General features: G+C 66.9%; 14 protein-coding genes. 10 read left to right on the forward strand and 4 right to left on the reverse strand.

The genetic code is table 11. From position 1 onward, the window contains the following. Positions 1–31: 31 nt before the first annotated feature. From ABR323_RS21020 to ABR323_RS21045, 6 genes are all read left to right on the forward strand, one after another. On the forward strand, positions 32–1,321 hold the full coding sequence (locus ABR323_RS21020) for a sugar MFS transporter (protein ID WP_439450697.1): 1,290 nt from the start codon (positions 32–34) through the stop codon (positions 1,319–1,321). A gap of 39 nt (positions 1,322–1,360) precedes the next feature. Then, positions 1,361–2,428, forward strand: coding sequence for a LacI family DNA-binding transcriptional regulator (locus ABR323_RS21025; protein WP_439450698.1), 1,068 nt, complete (start codon positions 1,361–1,363; stop codon positions 2,426–2,428). Positions 2,429–2,435: 7 nt separating this feature from the next. Continuing rightward, a complete protein-coding gene (locus tag ABR323_RS21030; RefSeq protein ID WP_439450699.1) occupies positions 2,436–3,464 on the forward strand; it encodes an SIS domain-containing protein in 1,029 nt (342 codons plus the stop codon). Then, on the forward strand, positions 3,464–4,612 hold the full coding sequence (gene nagA / locus ABR323_RS21035) for an N-acetylglucosamine-6-phosphate deacetylase (protein WP_439450700.1): 1,149 nt from the start codon (positions 3,464–3,466) through the stop codon (positions 4,610–4,612). The genes ABR323_RS21030 and nagA overlap by 1 nt, the downstream gene beginning before the upstream one ends. Continuing rightward, on the forward strand, positions 4,612–5,679 hold the full coding sequence (locus tag ABR323_RS21040) for an acyltransferase family protein (protein ID WP_439450701.1): 1,068 nt from the start codon (positions 4,612–4,614) through the stop codon (positions 5,677–5,679). The genes nagA and ABR323_RS21040 overlap by 1 nt, the downstream gene beginning before the upstream one ends. A 300-nt stretch (positions 5,680–5,979) precedes the next feature. After that, positions 5,980–9,009: an autotransporter family protein gene (locus ABR323_RS21045; RefSeq protein ID WP_439450702.1), complete on the forward strand. Its 3,030-nt coding sequence runs from the start codon at positions 5,980–5,982 to the stop codon at positions 9,007–9,009. Positions 9,010–9,157: 148 nt separating this feature from the next. Here ABR323_RS21045 and ABR323_RS21050 read toward each other — a convergent pair whose 3' ends face one another. Beyond that, on the reverse strand, positions 9,158–9,586 hold the full coding sequence (locus ABR323_RS21050; RefSeq protein WP_439450703.1) for a hypothetical protein: 429 nt from the start codon (positions 9,584–9,586) through the stop codon (positions 9,158–9,160). A 417-nt stretch (positions 9,587–10,003) separates the two neighbouring features. On the opposite strand from ABR323_RS21050, the gene ABR323_RS21055 reads away from it, so the two are divergent. Genes ABR323_RS21055 through ABR323_RS21065 form a run of 3 tightly spaced genes read left to right on the forward strand, consistent with a single transcriptional unit; the run spans position 10,004 to position 11,864 of the window. Continuing rightward, positions 10,004–11,041 (forward strand): S41 family peptidase, encoded by a 1,038-nt coding sequence (locus ABR323_RS21055; RefSeq protein WP_439450704.1) that lies wholly within the window; start codon positions 10,004–10,006, stop codon positions 11,039–11,041. Between the two features lie 3 nt (positions 11,042–11,044). Then, complete coding sequence (locus ABR323_RS21060; protein WP_439450705.1) at positions 11,045–11,380, forward strand: hypothetical protein; 336 nt, start codon at positions 11,045–11,047, stop codon at positions 11,378–11,380. Between the two features lie 49 nt (positions 11,381–11,429). Continuing rightward, positions 11,430–11,864: an SseB family protein gene (locus ABR323_RS21065; protein ID WP_180838424.1), complete on the forward strand. Its 435-nt coding sequence runs from the start codon at positions 11,430–11,432 to the stop codon at positions 11,862–11,864. 314 nt (positions 11,865–12,178) lie between these two features. Here the strand turns inward: ABR323_RS21065 and ABR323_RS21070 are convergent, their stop codons facing one another. Both ABR323_RS21070 and ABR323_RS21075 read right to left on the reverse strand, forming a co-directional pair. Then, on the reverse strand, positions 12,179–13,399 hold the full coding sequence (locus tag ABR323_RS21070) for a multifunctional CCA addition/repair protein (RefSeq protein ID WP_135275163.1): 1,221 nt from the start codon (positions 13,397–13,399) through the stop codon (positions 12,179–12,181). 93 nt (positions 13,400–13,492) lie between these two features. Continuing rightward, positions 13,493–15,478 carry a transglycosylase SLT domain-containing protein gene (locus tag ABR323_RS21075; RefSeq protein ID WP_439450706.1) on the reverse strand — a complete coding sequence of 662 codons (1,986 nt, stop codon included), beginning with the start codon at positions 15,476–15,478 and terminating at the stop codon, positions 13,493–13,495. Positions 15,479–15,629: 151 nt separating this feature from the next. Here ABR323_RS21075 and ABR323_RS21080 point away from each other — a divergent pair, with 151 nt between their 5' ends. After that, positions 15,630–16,037, forward strand: a complete 408-nt coding sequence (locus ABR323_RS21080) for an ExbD/TolR family protein (protein WP_439450707.1) — start codon at positions 15,630–15,632, stop codon at positions 16,035–16,037. 9 nt (positions 16,038–16,046) lie between these two features. Here ABR323_RS21080 and ABR323_RS21085 read toward each other — a convergent pair whose 3' ends face one another. Continuing rightward, positions 16,047–16,388 carry a hypothetical protein gene (locus ABR323_RS21085; RefSeq protein WP_135275096.1) on the reverse strand — a complete coding sequence of 114 codons (342 nt, stop codon included), beginning with the start codon at positions 16,386–16,388 and terminating at the stop codon, positions 16,047–16,049. Positions 16,389–16,423: the final 35 nt, after the last annotated feature.

Consider the following 16,423-nt stretch of genomic DNA (forward strand, 5'->3'; position numbering starts at 1 on the left):
TTCTGCGGCCGTCGCCGCAGGAGCCCTCCTGATGTCCGCCGTCCCCGCTGCAAGCGCGCGCCCGAACGTGGCCACCTCCATCGCCATCGTTGGCGTGTTGTTCTTCCTGATCGGCTTCTTCACCTGGCTCAACGGGCCGCTGATCACCTTCGTCAAGCTCGCCTTCGAACTCAGCGAGGTCGGCGCCTTCCTGGTGCTGATGGTGTTCTACCTGTCCTACTTCTTCCTGGCCCTGCCGGCGTCGTGGATCCTGCGCCGCACCGGCATGAAGAAGGGCCTGAGCCTGAGCCTGCTGGTGATGGCCGGTGGTGCCGCGCTGTTCGGTGAATTCGCCACCCAGCGCTGGTATCCGGGCGCGCTTGGCGGCCTGTTCGTGATCGGCAGTGGCCTGGCCCTGCTGCAGACCGCGATCAACCCGTACATCTCCATCCTCGGTCCGATTGAAACCGCCGCGCGCCGCATCGCGATGATGGGCATCTGCAACAAGATCGCCGGCATCCTGGCGCCGATCGTGATCGGTACTGTGGTGCTGCATGGCATCGGCGATCTGTCGGCGACCGTGGCCGCTGCCGATGAAGCGACCAAGGCGCAGCTGCTCAACGAATTCGCCGCCAAGATCCACGCGCCGTATCTGGCCATGGCTGGCCTGCTGGTGCTGCTGGCGGTGGCTGTGCTGTTCTCGCCGCTGCCGGAAATCAAGTCCTCCGAGGCCAACGCCACGCCGGTTGCCGCTGGCGCCGCCGAGCGCCGCAGCATCTTCCAGTTCCCGCATCTGTGGCTGGGCGTGCTGTGTCTGTTCGTCTACGTGGGCGTGGAGGTGATGGCCGGCGATGCGATCGGTACCTACGGCCATGGTTTCGACCTGCCGCTGGACCAGACCAAGATGTTCACCGCGTTCACCCTGTTCGCCATGCTCATCGGCTACGTGGTCGGCCTGCTGGTGATTCCCAACGTCGTGTCGCAGTCGCGCTACCTGACTTTCTCTGCCGTACTGGGCGTGGTGTTCTGCCTCGGCGCCTGGGCCACCCACGGCTACGTGTCGGTGGCCTTCGTGGCCCTGCTGGGTTTTGCCAACGCCATGATGTGGCCGGCGATCTTCCCACTGGCGATCCGTGGCCTGGGCCGCTTCACCGAGACCGGCTCGGCCCTGCTGGTGATGGGCATCGCCGGTGGCGCGATCATTCCGCAGCTGTTCGCCGTGCTCAAGCAGCACATCGATTTCCAGCTGGTGTTCGTGCTGCTGATGGTGCCCTGCTACCTGTACATCCTGTTCTATTCGGTGATCGGCCATCGCGCCGGCCTGCCGCAGGACAAGGTCTGATCGGCGATGATGGACGGCAGTCAACCCCAGGTAAAACCCATGCGCAGAGCGACCATCAAGGACGTTGCGGAGAAGGCCAAGGTCTCGCTGAAGACGGTCTCGCGGGTGATCAACAACGAACCTTCTGTGATGCAGGCCACCCGTGCGCGGGTGCTGCGTGCCATCGCCGAACTGGACTACGAACCCGATCCGTCTGCGCGCAACCTGCGCAGCGGCACCACCTTCGTGATCGGGCTGGTCTACGACAACCCGAACCCGTACCACATCATCGGCGTGCAGAACGGCGTGCTGGCCGCGTGCCGCGAGACCGGTTTCGGCCTGCAGATCCATCCCTGCGATTCCAGCTCGCCGCTGTTGGCCGATGAGCTGGCTGACTGGGTGCAGCGTTCGCGGCTGGCCGGGCTGGTGCTGACCGCACCGATGTCCGAGCGCCGCGACCTGATCCAGGCGTTGACCGCGCGCGGCATCAAGCTGGTGCGCATCATCGCCGCGACCGAAGACCCGGCCGACGGCGCCTGCGTGTTCGTCGACGACCGTGAGGCGGCCTATGAGATCACCGAGCACCTGATCCAGCTGGGTCACCAGCGCATCGGCTTCCTCTGGGGCGGCATCTCGCACCGCTCCTCGGGCGAGCGCTACGCCGGTTACGAAGCCGCGCTGAAGGACTACGGCATGATCGTGGACAAGCACCTGGTGGTGCAGGGCGACTACACCTTCGACGACGGTTTCCGCGGCGCGCGCCGCCTGCTGGCGCTGCGTGAGCCGCCCACTGCCATCTTCGGTTCCAACGACGAAATCGCCGCCGGTGTACTGGCAGCGGCGAAGTCGGCCGGCATGAACGTGCCCTACGACCTGTCCATTGCCGGTTTCGAGGACAGCCCGTTCTCGCGCCAGTCGTGGCCGCCGCTGACCACCGCCAAGCAGGCTACCGAAGACATCGCCCGCCATGCCGCGCGCCTGCTGATCGCGCAGCTGCGCAGCGATGCCTACGACGATGCGCCGGCACCGCTGCACAACCAGGGCTTCGTGCCGCAGCTGGTGGTGCGCGGTTCGACCGCGCCGATGCGCCCGGCCGGCGCACGCCCCCTTCCTTCCGATCCTGCCTGAGCCTGCCATGTCGCTGTCAGACCCCACCGCTACCCTGATGTTCGCCGAGGCCGCTGAAGCGGCCGACGTGGTCGCCCGCCAGTTCTCGCGCAACCACGCCACCATGGAAACCCTGGCCGCCAGCCTGCGCGCCGCGCCGCCGCCGTTCGTGGTCACCTGCGCACGTGGCAGCTCCGACCATGCCGCCACCTATGGCAAATACCTGCTGGAAACCCAGCTGGGCCTGGTGGTTGCTTCGGCCTCGCCGTCGGTGGGTTCGGTCTATGCCGCACCGCTGCAGCTGCGTGGCGCGCTGTTCATCGTCATCTCGCAGTCGGGCAAGAGCCCGGACCTGCTGCGCAATGCCGAGGCCGCCAAGGCCGCTGGCGCGCGCGTGATCGCGCTGGTCAACGTCGAGGATTCGCCGTTGGCGCAGCTGGCCGACACGGTCATTCCGCTGCATGCGGGTGCCGAAAAGAGCGTGGCAGCGACCAAGAGCTACCTGGCGTCGCTGGCGGCACTGCTGCAGCTGGCCGCGTACTGGAAGCAGGACAGCAGCCTGCGCAATGCACTGGATCTGCTGCCGGATGCGATGCGCGAGGCCTGGCAGTGCGACTGGACGTCGGTGACCGAGGGCCTGGTGGACGCGACCAATCTGTTCGTGCTCGGCCGTGGCCTTGGCCTGGGCGCGGCGCAGGAAGCTGCACTGAAGTTCAAGGAAACCTGCAGCCTGCATGCTGAAGCCTACAGCTCGGCTGAAGTGAAGCATGGCCCGATGGCGCTGGTTGATCGCGGTTTCCCGGTGCTGGCCTTTGCCCAGCCCGATGAAACCGGCGCCGGTACCCGTGCGGTGGTCGAAGAATTCACCGCGCGCGGTGCGCAGGTGTGGATGGCCGGTGCCGGTGGCAACCTGCCGGTGGCGGCCGCGCCGCATCCGCTGTGCGCACCCCTGCTGACCGTGCAGAGTTTCTATCGCGCGATCAATGCGCTGGCGCTGCGCCGTGGCTTCAACCCGGACCTGCCGCCGCATCTGAACAAGGTTACGGAGACGGTGTGATGGCCACTGTGCTGCGCAACGCGCGCATCCTCGTGGGTGAAGAGTTCCGCGACGATCTGGCGGTGGTGATCGAGGACGGCCGCATCAGCGCGCTGCTGCCCGATGCCGCACCGCAACTCGGCCACGCCGCCGAGCAAGTCGATCTGGGCGGCGGCTGGCTGCTGCCCGGCTTCATCGACGTGCAGGTCAATGGCGGAGGCGGGGCGCTGTTCAACAACACGCCGGACGTGGCAGCGCTGCGTACCATCGCACAGGCGCACCGCCGCTTCGGCACCACCGCGATGCTGCCAACGCTGATCAGCGACGATGTGGGCGTGATGCGCGAAGCGATCGCGGCGATGCGGGAGGCGATCGCGCAGGGCATGCCGGGTGTGATCGGCATCCACCTGGAAGGGCCGTACATCGCGCCGGCGCGCAAGGGCACCCACGATCCCAGCAAATTCCGCGTGCCGGACGAAGAAGAGATCGCGTTGGCTGCATCGCTGGACAACGGCGTGACCCTGCTGACGCTGGCACCGGAACGCGTGCCGTTGGAGACCATCCGCGCGCTGGTCGAGCGCGGCGTGATCGTCGCCGCTGGCCACACGGCTGGAACCTACGAAGAGATTCGTGCCGGCCTGGATGCCGGCGTGCGTGGCTTCACTCATCTGTACAACGCGATGTCGCCGCTGCAGGGGCGTGAGCCCGGCGCGGTGGGTGCTGCGCTGGAAGACCGCGACAGCTGGATCGGCATCATCGTCGACGGCGTGCACGTGCATCCGGCCAGCCTGCGCGTGGCGCTGGCGGCCAAGCCGCGCGGTCGCTTGCTGCTGGTGACCGATGCGATGCCGCCGGTGGGGGCCGACGACCCCAGCTACGTGCTGTACGGCGAAACCATCACTGCCATCGACGGTGTGGTGCGCAATGCCGCCGGTTCGCTGGCCGGTTCTGCGCTGGACATGGCCACCGCCGTGCGCAACACCGTGCAGCTGCTCGGCCAACCGTTGGCCGAAGCCGCACGCATGGCGTCGACCTATCCAGCGCAGTTCCTCAACGTCGACGACCGCCTGGGCCATATCGCCGAGGGCTACCAGGCCGACCTGGTGCTGCTGGATGACGCCCTGCAGGTGCGGGGCACCTGGATTGCCGGACAGTACGAGGCCGCTTGATGAACGGTACGCCGCCACGCCGGCTGGGCTCGATCGATGCCCTGCGCGGCATCACCGTGGCGGCGATGCTGCTGGTCAACAACCCGGGTGACTGGAGTGCGGTGTTTGCACCGCTGCGTCATTCGGACTGGCACGGCTGCACGCCCACCGACCTGGTGTTCCCGTTCTTCCTGTTCCTGGTCGGCGTGTCGATGGCCTTCAGCGTGGCGCCGCGCGCGCTGGACGCGGCGGCGCGACCTGCACTGGCGCGTGGCGTGCTGGAGCGCGCGCTGCGCATCCTGGTCGCCGGTGCGCTGCTGCACCTGCTGATCTGGTGGGCGCTGGATACCCATCACTTCCGCATCTGGGGCGTGCTGCAGCGGATTGCGGTATGCGCGGCGCTGGTGGGTGTGCTGGCGGTGTATGCGCGGCCGCGCGTGCAGGTGGGCGTGCTGGTCACGTTGCTGGTGGGGTACACGGTGCTGCTGCTGGGCATCGGTGAGCTGGCGCCGTGGACCAACCCGGCCAGCCGCCTGGATACCGCACTGTTCGCACCGTGGATCTATCAATGGCACGCCGATACCGGGCTGGGCCATGACCCGGAAGGGTTGCTGAGCACGCTGGGTGCGTTGGCCAGTACCGTGCTCGGCCTGTTGGCCGGAGACCTGCTACGCAGCGGGCGTGCCGCGGCGCTGGCGGGGCTGGGTGCGGTGAATGCCGCGCTGGGCCTGCTGTTGGCCGTGGTGCTGCCGTTGAACAAGCAGCTGTGGACGCCCAGCTACGTGCTGTGGACCGGCGGCCTTGCGGCGCTGGCGCTGTGGCTGGGCCACGTGCTGATCGACCAGAAGGGTTGGCCGGCACTCGGCAGGCGCTTCGGGGTGAATGCGATCACCGCGTATCTGGGGGCATCGGTGATGTCGGTGGTGCTGATGGCTACCGGTGTTTGGGGGTGGGTCTGGCAGCAGCTGGCCACCGCGATGCCGCAGGCGCTGGAGCTGGCGTCGATGCTGCAGGCGCTGGTGTTCGTCGCGCTGTGGTGGGGCGTGGCGTGGTCGCTGGATTGGCGGAAGATCTATCTGAAGATCTGACCCCATCCGCCAACGGCATCCACGCATGGCGTGGATCTACCAGGTGCCATGAGTGAATCGATTGGCGATGCAGGGTCAGTAGATCCACGCCATGCGTGGATGCTTTGCGCGTGATTCCCGAATACCGGAAAAAATGAACGATTTCAGCCACATCACATCGGCGTGAGGGCTGGGCGATTTCACATCTGAACTGTGATTTCCCGCACGCAAGTTCACCTATCGAAACGGTTCACCACACGGCAGACTGCAAGCGCAGTGCCGCACATACGCAGTTCCTGATTTCCCGCCCAGGAGTGCCCCATGTCCCGTGCCGTTCCGCGTGCGTTCCGCCCGCGTCGCCTTGCTGTTTCCGTGTTGCAGGCCCTCGCCGTTCCCTCCCTGCTTCTGACGACCGCCAGCGTCGCCTGGGCCGGCTGCAACAACCCCGCACCGACCGCCGGCCAGACGGTCACCTGTGATGCCAACGCGCCGAATCCGCAGACCACTCCCGTTACCGCAAATGGTGCGGCCGGCATCACCGTGAACGTCGCCAGCGGTGCACAGTTGCAGCAGAGTGGTGGTGGATCGGCCATCGCGCTGGTCGGCGCCGGTGGTCACCTGTTGTCAAACCAGGGCGCGATCAGTTCGGTGGGCGGTGTGGCCGTGCAGCTTGGGGGGGGCAGTCGCGTCGACAACACCGGCAGCATCAGCACCGGCAACAACATTGCCCTTCAGTTTGTCGGCGGCGGTAACAGCGTGGTGATCAACCGGGGAACCATCAGTGGCCGTACAGGCGTGCAGTTCGATGCCGGCAACGATCGCTTCGAGATGCAGAGCGGCAGCATCACCGGAGGCGTACTGCAGGGCGATGGAAACGATGTGCTGCTGCTCAGTGACGGCACGATCGACAGTGTCGACCAGGGCGGCGGCGATGACCAGATGACCGTCACCGGCGGCACCGTCACCGGTGTGGTGGTGCAGGGCAGCGGTCGCGATGATTTCGTCATGAGTGGCGGCACGATCGGCGCGCTGCAGCAGGGCGACAACATCGATACCTTCCGCATGAGTGGCGGCCGCATCATCGGCGCGTTCGAGGATGGCGATCAGGCCTGGATGACCGCTGGCCGCATCGGCCGCGTCAACATGAAGCTGGACAAGAACCTGTGGGACCAGTCCGGCGGTACGGTTGACGGCAACGTGGTGACCGGCTTCGACACCGATACCATCATCATCTCGGGCACGGCCTACATCGGCGGCAACATCAGCGTCAGTGGCGGCAACGACAGCGTGACCATCACCGATGGCACCGTGCGCGGGCAGGTACTGCTCAGTACCGGCAACGATACGTTCAACTGGAGTGGCGGCGGCATCGTCTACGGCGCGATCGACATGGGCCCGGACAACGACGTGGCCAACTTCAGCAGCCTCAACCAGGGCAACCTCGGTGCGGTGCCGCTGTTCGACGGTGGCAGTGGCATCGACCAGCTCAACTTCAGCAACGTCAAGGCTGCGGGCGTGGGGCGTTTCCAGAACTGGGAGGCGATCAGCCTGGCCAACAGCACCGAGCTGACCTTCGATGGCGATCTGGTGCTGGGCGACAGCGCAACAGGCACCGGCACGCTCACCGTGGATGACACCAGTACCGTCTATGCGGGCAGTGGCGGCCATGCCATCCGTCCGTTCAACAGTGGCGCACTGGTGGAGATGGTCAATGCCGGGCGCATCGACCTGACCGGTACCGGTGCCGGCGACGTGTTCACCGTACGTGGCAACTATCGCGGTGATGGCGGTGGCCTGTACCTGCGTACCGTGTTGGGCGCGGACAATTCCACCAGCGACCGCCTGGTGATCGATGGTGGTACTGCCACCGGGACCACCGGCATCGGCGTGCTCAATGCCGGCGGCAGCGGCGCTGCCACGTTGGCCGATGGCATCCTGGTTGTGCAGGCCTTGAATGGTGGCCGCACCGCGCCGGGCGCGTTTTCGCTGTTCGCACCGGTCGCGGCCGGTGCCTACGAGTACTTCCTGTTCAAGGGTGGTGTCAGTGCCGGTACCAGCGAGAACTGGTACCTGCGCTCGACCCTGGTGGCCGGCCCGGCACCGGCGCCAAACGGAAGCGGTATCAATGGCGTGCCGCCGCCGCCGACGCCACCCGTCGCACCACCGCCACCGATCACCCCGGCACCGCCGCCGCCGCCCGAAGGCGCCACCGATCCAGATCTGACTGCCGGCGAGACCGCGCCACCGCCGCCGCCACCGGAACCGGCGCCTGTGGCGCCGCCCAGTGATCCCGCGGTGCCGGACGTGCCGGTGGCCGGTGGTGCGCTGCCCGGAACCGGTGCGCCGCCGACGCCGGGCGCACGCCCCGCCGAGGGCGCAGTGGTACCGCTGTACCGCGTGGAGACTGCCACCTATGCCGTGGTGCCGCCGCTGCTGCGCGAGACCTCGCTGGCCAGCCTCGGTACCTTCCACGAGCGGCAGGGCGAGCAGCGCCTGCTGTACAACCAGGGTGCGTTCCGCACCGCATGGGGCCGGCTGGTCGGGCAGAGCAGCGAGATCCATTGGAAGGGGGATGCGCAACCGGGCTTCGATGGTGACGTGATGGGCCTGCAGGCCGGCCTTGATGTGTGGGCCGCCGCCGCAGACAGCCATCGCAACCAGATCGGCGTGTTCGTTGGCCGCACCCGCGCGCAGGGCAAGACCACCGGCCTGGCACTGGGTTGGGAGAATGTGCAGGTGGGCCAGAACCGCCTGGACGACAAGCACGTAGGCCTGTACTGGACGTTCACCGACAACGGCGGTGGTTACATCGATGCCGTGGCGATGCAGAGCCGCTACGACGGCCGCGTGCGCTCCTCGCGCGGGCTGGGCTTCGGGATCAAGGGCGATGGCACCAGCCTGTCAGTGGAGGCAGGCAAGCCGCTGCTGCACGTTGGTCAGTCCGCATGGTGGCTGGAACCGCAGCTGCAGGTGATCTGGCAACGCACCTCGCTGGATGACCGACGCGATGCGGTTTCAACCGTGCGCTTCGACAACGACAATGCCTGGACCGGGCGCGTCGGCCTGCGTCTGGCCGGCGATTATCAGTTGGCCGACAACGGCTGGCAGCCGTATTTCAAGCTCAATTACTGGCATGGCCGTTCCGGCGAAGACCGCATCCGCTTCGATGACGATGTGATCGTCAATTCGCAGCGCTCGCGCGCGCTGGAAGCCGGTGTGGGTGTGGTCGGGCGCTTCAACCGCACCATCAGTGCGTACGCGGTGGCCGACTACACCCGTGAACTGGGTGGTGATCGCAACGAGAAGCGCCGCATCATCGAAGGCAACATCGGCCTGCGCGCGGACTGGTAGCGCCGGGCCATGCCCGGCGGCATGACCCGCTCTGGTGGGTGTCGACCTTGGTCGACACGAACCGTGCCGCTGTCATGATCCTGTAGAGCCGAGCCCTGCTCGGCTCTGGTAGGTGTCGACCTTGGTCGACACGAATCCATCGGTGCCACTACCCCACGCATGCACCCGGCGCCACCAGCGCGCTGGCATGATCGGCCAACACCACCACCGCGTGCAGCAGGCCTTCCTCCACCTGCGGCGGACACTGTGCCGCCGCATCGTCCGTCTCGCGCGCCGACTGCGCAGCCAGCAGTACCCCGCCGCACGCAGACAATGCTGCCAAGCAGCGCGTCGCCTCCGCCAGTTCCCGGCCACGCACATCGCTGAGTTGCCGTTCGCGCCAGACCTGACCATCGGCGGCGTGGCTTTGCGCGATGCCGTGCAACCGGGCGAAGAAGGCCGGCGGCGGAGCGTGTTCATGGGCTTCTGTGAGCGCATCTTCCAACGCTTCGGCTGCGGCATTGGAGAGCTGCAGGCCGGGCATTGCGGCACCGAGCAGTACATGCAGACGTGGATAGGTGGGGTAGAGCGTGGTCATGGCAGCAACCTCACAAGGCTGGGCCACCTGCAGGGATGCAAGGTGGCGGGCGGTGCGGGTTGGCGTGCCGGTGAAGCTCCCCAAAGGAAACGAAGCCGGCGGATCGGAAGGATCCCCACGCACCGCCCGCCGCAGGACGACGGACGGTGCAGTATTCGAGCCCGCGACATGGTCGCAAGCCCGACTTCAGGTAGCTTCATTCAGGACGCCAATCCCGGCCAGCGCAGGAGGCGCCGACGGAGGCAACCTTCTCGCGTTCTACGTGGCGATGACATGGGCAAAGTTGCAATTTACTGATCGCGTGCACGCTGTCTTGCTGCAACCCGCGGCGGGGCCAGATACGACAGTTCGCGCATGGCGAAAGCCATCACCTGCGGGCTATGCTGTGCGCCTGCCTCAACGACAAGGAAACGTCACATGCAGGTTCGCAAGGGAGTGCGTCGTATTGGTGCGCTGGTGATCGCGCTGGTGGCTGCCAACGCCATGGCCGATACGCCCAAGGCAATCGAGGTGCCCTCGCCGGAGGCGGAGGCCGAGATCCTCAACCTGCTTGAACGGCAGGCGCTGTATCGCGACCGGGTGGACTGGCCTGCCACCCGCACACGACTGCAATCGGTGAAGGGCGACCCCGTGAAGCGGCTGACGTTGCTGCGCGAAGCCATTGCGGTCAGCACTGGCAATCATGGCGTATGGACGACCACCCAGCGCCAGAGCGAATCCCTTGCGCGCGCGCAGCAGGTCGGCGCCGCCGCCGTGGAAAGGGCCAAGGCCGCCGATGCGGTGGATGCGCGCATCGGCTGGCTGGTCATCGAGGGATATGCCTCCACGCCCGGCGCGACGCCACAGGAAGCGTTCCGTCAGAACATCCAGCGCGCCGCGCGGTGGCAGCAGGTCATCCGCAGCAAGGACGACGGCATGCGCTGTGGCTGGATCGTCGACCTGCGTGACAACAGCGGTGGCAACATGTGGCCGATGCTGCTGGGCATGGCACCGCTGCTGCGCACCTCGGTGGTGAACAACGAAGATGTGGGGTCGTTCGAAACCGCACAGGGGCCGGAGCGCTGGACGTTGACCGCGACCGCCGTGCAGCGTGCAGGCAAGCCGGTGCTGGACTTCGGCCAGACCGGCTATGTGCTGCGGCAGCCTGGCGCGCCGGTGGCGGTGCTGTTCGGACCGCGTACCGGCAGTTCGGGCGAGGCCTCGGCACTGGCGTGGCGTGGCCGCGCGCAGACGCGCAGCTTCGGCCAGCCGACGGCAGGGGTCTCGACTGGCAACAACGTGCGCACACTGGCCGATGGCAGCCGCCTGTTGTTGACCACCACCGTGATGCGCGACCGCAATGATCGTGGTGATGGGTTGAAGATCGAGCCCGACCAGCGCATCGAGGGTGATGCCGCCACTTTGGCCGCCGCCCAACGCTGGCTGCTGGCCCAATCGGCCTGCCAGGGCCGCTGATACATGTTGCTGATCGGCCAGCAGGAGCGGGTGGTGGTGGTCGGCCCAACCGAAGCCCACCACTGCCTGCGCTGCCAGACGGAAACCGAGTTCGCGCCCCAGCTGCGCTACAAGATGGCGCGCATCGACCTGCTGTTCGGCCTCACCTACCAGCGCCGCTACGAGCTGGCCTGCACCCGGTGCGGGCACGGCTGGGTGCTGGACACCGACACCATGGACCAGCAGCTGGGCGGGGTGCCGATCCCGTGGCGGCACCGCTTCGGCCTGCCGCTGATGCTGGTGGTGGTGGCCGGTCTGGCTGCGCTGGGCTGGCTGTGGCGGAACGGATTCATCGGTTGAGGACCGGGCCTGTTAAAGTCTGCCCTGCAATCACGTACCGGAACCGACCATGGACCACGACACCCCGTTCGAACCCCTCAACGACCTCGAGGTGCGCCTGCTGCAGGCCCAGGACGGCACGCTGACCGCAGCGCAGTTCCTCGACGGCCTGCTGACCTCGACGGCGTTCGTGCTGCTGGACAAGGCCATTGGTGAAGACGGTGCCTGGGACGAGAGCATTTCGCCGCTGGTGCTGACCAGCGAGAGTGGTGAAGCGATGTTCGCGGTGTTCACCGCCCCCGAGCGCGCCGGCCTGTGGCACGAGCAGCTGCCGCAGTTTGCGCATGCCATGCCGATCGCGGTGCACGCGCTGCTGGCCGGTATCGGCGACGGCGTCGGCCTGGTGCTGAACCCGGGCCTGGACGTGGGCATGGAGATGATTCCCGATGCCGTGGCCCAGCTGAAGCAGCGTGCGGCGGCGATCACCCGCGGCATGGCGCATTGAGGTTGATTGCGAGGTAATTGGCCGTCCTCTTCCCTCCTTTGTGGCTGAAGGCGCCGAGGGCAGGCCGAAGCGATGAGATTTTTTAATCGATCTCTTCTTGTGTACGAGCTTGGACTTCTAGTCGTATTCATGCCGGTCGCATTCTTCATCACCCGGTTCAATCCGGTGGAGACACTCCGGCTGGGCGGATGGCTGTTCCTCTTGATGCAACCAATCTTGTTGGGTGCGCACGCCGTAGACCACTTCTCGCGCAAGCGCCGTCGCTAGGTAGTTGATGTGAAGGTGCCGGCCAGCGGCCGGCACTACCAGGTGCTTCAGCGGGCGGCAGCGATGGCCTTCACTCGCGCCTTGGCCAGCGCTTCGCCGATGGCCGGGCCCTTCAGATGGGTGGTGTCCAGATCCCGCGCCTGCACTGACAGCGCCGCCTGGTGCAGGCGCTTCAGCGTTTCGCCCTGCGGGTAGTCGCTGTCCTCGAAGCCGAGCCGGCCGCGTTTGTCGGCCTCGCAGCACAGTGCGATGCGGGCCACGCGTTCCGGCCGGCGCAGCGCATCGCAACGGCCCAGCAGTTCCAGCACGGTGGCATCGCGCAGTTCGTCGATGCGGTGCACGTTCAAGTGTTCGCGGCAGACCGCCTCGGCCAGCTGCTGGTGCTCGGTGGGAATCTTCAACCGCGCACACAATGCCTTCAGCGGCTTGATGCCGCGCTGCTCGTGCATGATGTGGCGCGGCCATTCTTCCGGCGGGGTCAGGCCCTTGCCGAGATCGTGGGTGAGGGCGGCGAAGCCGACCAGATCATCGCCCGGCGCCAGCTTCGCGGCCATGTCGCTGACCATTTCCTGGTGGATGCCGGTATCGACCTCGGGGTGGAATTCGGCACGCTGCGGCACGCCGTACAGCGCTTCCAGTTCGGGCAGGATCGGGCCCAGCGCATGTGCATCGTGCAGCGTGCGCAGGAAAGCGGAGGGTTGGGCGCTGACCAGTGCTTTGCGTAGTTCCTGCCAGACACGCTCTGGCACCAACGCATCCAGTTCACCACTGGCGGCGACATCGCGCATCAGGTCCATGGTTTCCGGCGCGACGCTGAAGCCCAGCGGCGCGAAGCGCGCCATGAAGCGTGCCGCGCGCAGCACACGCAGCGGATCCTCGACGAACGCAGGGCCGACGTGGCGTAGTACGCGTTGTTCAAGATCGCGGACGCCGCCATAGGGATCGACCAGCGTGCCGGTCTCTTCCTCGCAGGCAATCGCATTGATGGTGAAGTCGCGGCGCTGCAGGTCTTCTTCCAGCGTCACCGCCGGATCGGCATCGACCACGAAGCCGCGGTAGCCACGGCCGGATTTGCGCTCGGTGCGCGCCAGGGCGTATTCCTCACCCGTCTTCGGATGCAGGAACACCGGGAAATCGCGGCCCACCGCAGTGAAGCCCTGCGCTTCCATCTGCGCGGGCGTGGCGCCCACGACGACCCAGTCGCGGTCACCGGCAGCGCGTTGCAGCAGGCGGTCGCGCACGGCGCCGCCGACAAGATAGATCTTCATGTGGAGGATGATGGCACGGTAGCGCCGGGCCATGCCCGGCGGGATACAGCGTGGCGTCCGCCGGGCATGGCCCGGCGCTACCGTCATCGGCGATCAGTCCCCGCCCTGGTCGGCGTTGGCCGCGCAGCTGAAGCTCTTGCGCTTGTCCACCAGGCGGCCCATCAGGCGGTCGCTCAGCGGCAGCGCATCGCCGTTGAGGCGCCAGTCGTAGATCACGCTGAAGGCCAGCACACGGGCCACGTACTCGCGGGTTTCCTTGTAGCTGATGGTCTCGATCCACAGGTCCGGGTCAAAGCCCGGGCGCTGGCCCTGCCAGCGCGCGGTCGGGGTCGGGCCGGCGTTGTAGGCAGCGATGGTCACGTACGGCAGGCCGTCGTACTTGTTCATCAGCTGGCGCAGGTAAGCGGTGCCAATGGCGATGTTCGTGTCCGGGTCATACAGGCTGTCGGCGCCGCCGTAGCCGGTCAGGCCGATCGACTTGGCCACGCCGGCACCGGTGGCCGGCAGCACCTGCATCAGGCCCATGGCGTTGGCAGGCGAGCGCGCACGCGGGGTGAAGGTGCTCTCGGCACGGATCTCCGCGGCGACCCAGGCCGGGTCGATGGCATTACGCGCCGATTCGCGGCGGATGGTGGCATCGTGGTGCAGCGGGAAGCGCAGGTCATACAGGCGCTGTTCCTGCGGCTGCTTGCCGAGGGCGAACACCGCACGGTCGAACCAGCCGTTGTCCTGTGCCACGCGTACCGCGAGGCGGCGCTGGGTGTCATCAAAACGCGACAGCGCACTGTTCCATTCGGCCACGGCCCAGCCGGCGCGATCAATCTGGTACAGCGCCATCGCGCGCTGGATGGCCGGATCGCGCGCGATGGCGGCCTGCGCCTGCGCGCTGTCGTTGGGTTTCCACGGGCACAGCGTATAGCCCTGCTGCAGCTTGTCCGCAGCGAGGAAGCCGTGGAAGGTCGGTGCGCGTGCGGCCTCGCGGAACAACGGCTGCGCCTGCTGGGCCTGGCCGGTCTTCTCCAGCATGCGGCCTTCGAAGTAGCGCCAGCGCGGGTCGCTGCGCTGCTTGCTGGCCATCTTGCGGATCGCGGTCAGCGCCGCTGGCCAATCGCCGCGCGACATCGCTTCGCGCACACGCCATTCGTGCAGGCGCTCGTCATAGGCCGACTCCGGCACCGCGTTGAGGCGACGCGCCGAATCGGGCAGGTAGGAGGCCACCGTCCACAGTGCGATCTGGTACCGCACCTGGCCCTGCTGGTCTGCACTCAGGCCCAGGGCCTGGGCGTACTGCGGCAGCTGCTGTTCGGTGGCGGCCGGGTCGGCCTTGGCCAACTTGGCCAGACCATCGGTGGCGATACGCCGGCTGCGTTCGTTGCGCGGCCAGTTCAGGGCGCTGGCATTGGGCTTGTCGACAAAAGCGGCGTACGTGCTGGCCAGTGCCAGATCGGTAGCTGGCAGGCCGCGCGCGGCGCTGCGCATCACCGCCGGCTGCTGGGCGTCGGCGGCGGCGTCGATGCGTTCCCAGCGCAGGGCGTCGCTCAGGCCGCCCTGCGCCTGCAGCACGGCGAAAACGGCATCACAACCATCGGGCAGGGACTTGCCGTTCTTGCGCCACAGGTCCTGTGCCTCGCCGATCCACTGCGGATCGACCTTGCCTGTCACCTGGCGCGCGGTCAGCTGCGCGCAGCGCAGGCCGGCGTTGTCGGTGGGAACCCAGTTGGCCAGCAGGGTCGGCCACTCCTGGCGGCGTGCGACCGAGGGCAGCCACACGCTGCGGAACGTGTTGGCCACGGCCTGGCCGTCGTAGCGCTTGAGGAAGGCCTGCGCCTGCGCGGTATCGACCGTGTCGATGTTGCGGCGCAGGTTGGCGTACTCCAGCCAGCCGTAAGCCGGGTGGCGACTGAGCGCGCCGGCCTGGCCGGGATCGAACTGGCCGCGTTCGGCGGCAGCGATCGCGGCTTTCAGCTGCGCGTTCTGGGCATCGAGGGACTGGGCATTGGCACAGCCGATCAGCAGCGTGGTGGCCAAGGGCAGCAGGGACAGGGCGGTCGAAGAGCGTCGGGTCATGGCGACCAGCATAGCGGGCAGTGGCTGAATTCAGTTTCGCATCGCGTGCACGGTGTTGGCAGGCAACGGCAGCTGAATGCCACAGCGGTGGGCACTGCCTCGCAGGTCCGCAGGCGCCGTAGTGTCGACCTTGGGCGAACGGCCCGGCTGCAGGGAGCGGCACATGGCGTTCAGTAGCGCAGGAAGAAGCGGCCCGCTGGCGGACATCAATGTCACGCCACTGGTGGATGTGATGCTGGTGCTGTTGATCATCTTCATTGTGACCGCGCCGATCGTGGCCCGGCCGATTGCCGTGCAGTTGCCACAGGCCACCGATCGCGTGGTTGACCGTCCCGATCCACCGCCGCCGATCGAGCTGCGCCTGGATGCATCGAACCAGCTGAGCTGGGATGGCCAGCCGATGGCGATCGGCGAACTGCAGGCGCGCTTGCAGGCACAGGCGGGCGAGCATGCCGGCAACCTGCCGGAGCTGCGCATCGCCACCGATCCGGCCGCCGAGTACGAAGGCATGGCAAGGATTCTGGCCGCGGCCGAGGCGACCGGTATGGAGCGCATTGCGTTCGTGCGGTAGCGCATTGTCTCACTGCCGCTCATGCGGTGATTGCTGCATGGGCGGCGCTTGCCCTGCTGACAGCGTCGCATCCAGTATCCGCAGAAAGGCCATTTCAATCTGCGCTGGAACCGGGGTTGGATGCGCTCGCCACTTTCTGGTCTCAAGGTCATGTTCAACGTCGAAAGCAGTCAACTCGGCTCTCTCGAAATCCACCACAACCGTCAATCCTGATCCCGAGGCCAAGGCCGCATCGCTGGGAGAAGCGCAGTTGTTGCACTCGATCACGCCGCCTGCTCTCGATTCGTCTGCCAGGGAAAGAAGCAGCGTCAACACCATCGTGACGCCCAGCACGGCAGTCATTGTTTTCATGATTCGGCCCTCCCACGAATGGCTGGAGATACGAG

This window comes from Stenotrophomonas sp. ATs4, from assembly GCF_051861585.1.
GTDB lineage: Bacteria > Pseudomonadota > Gammaproteobacteria > Xanthomonadales > Xanthomonadaceae > Stenotrophomonas > Stenotrophomonas maltophilia_AS.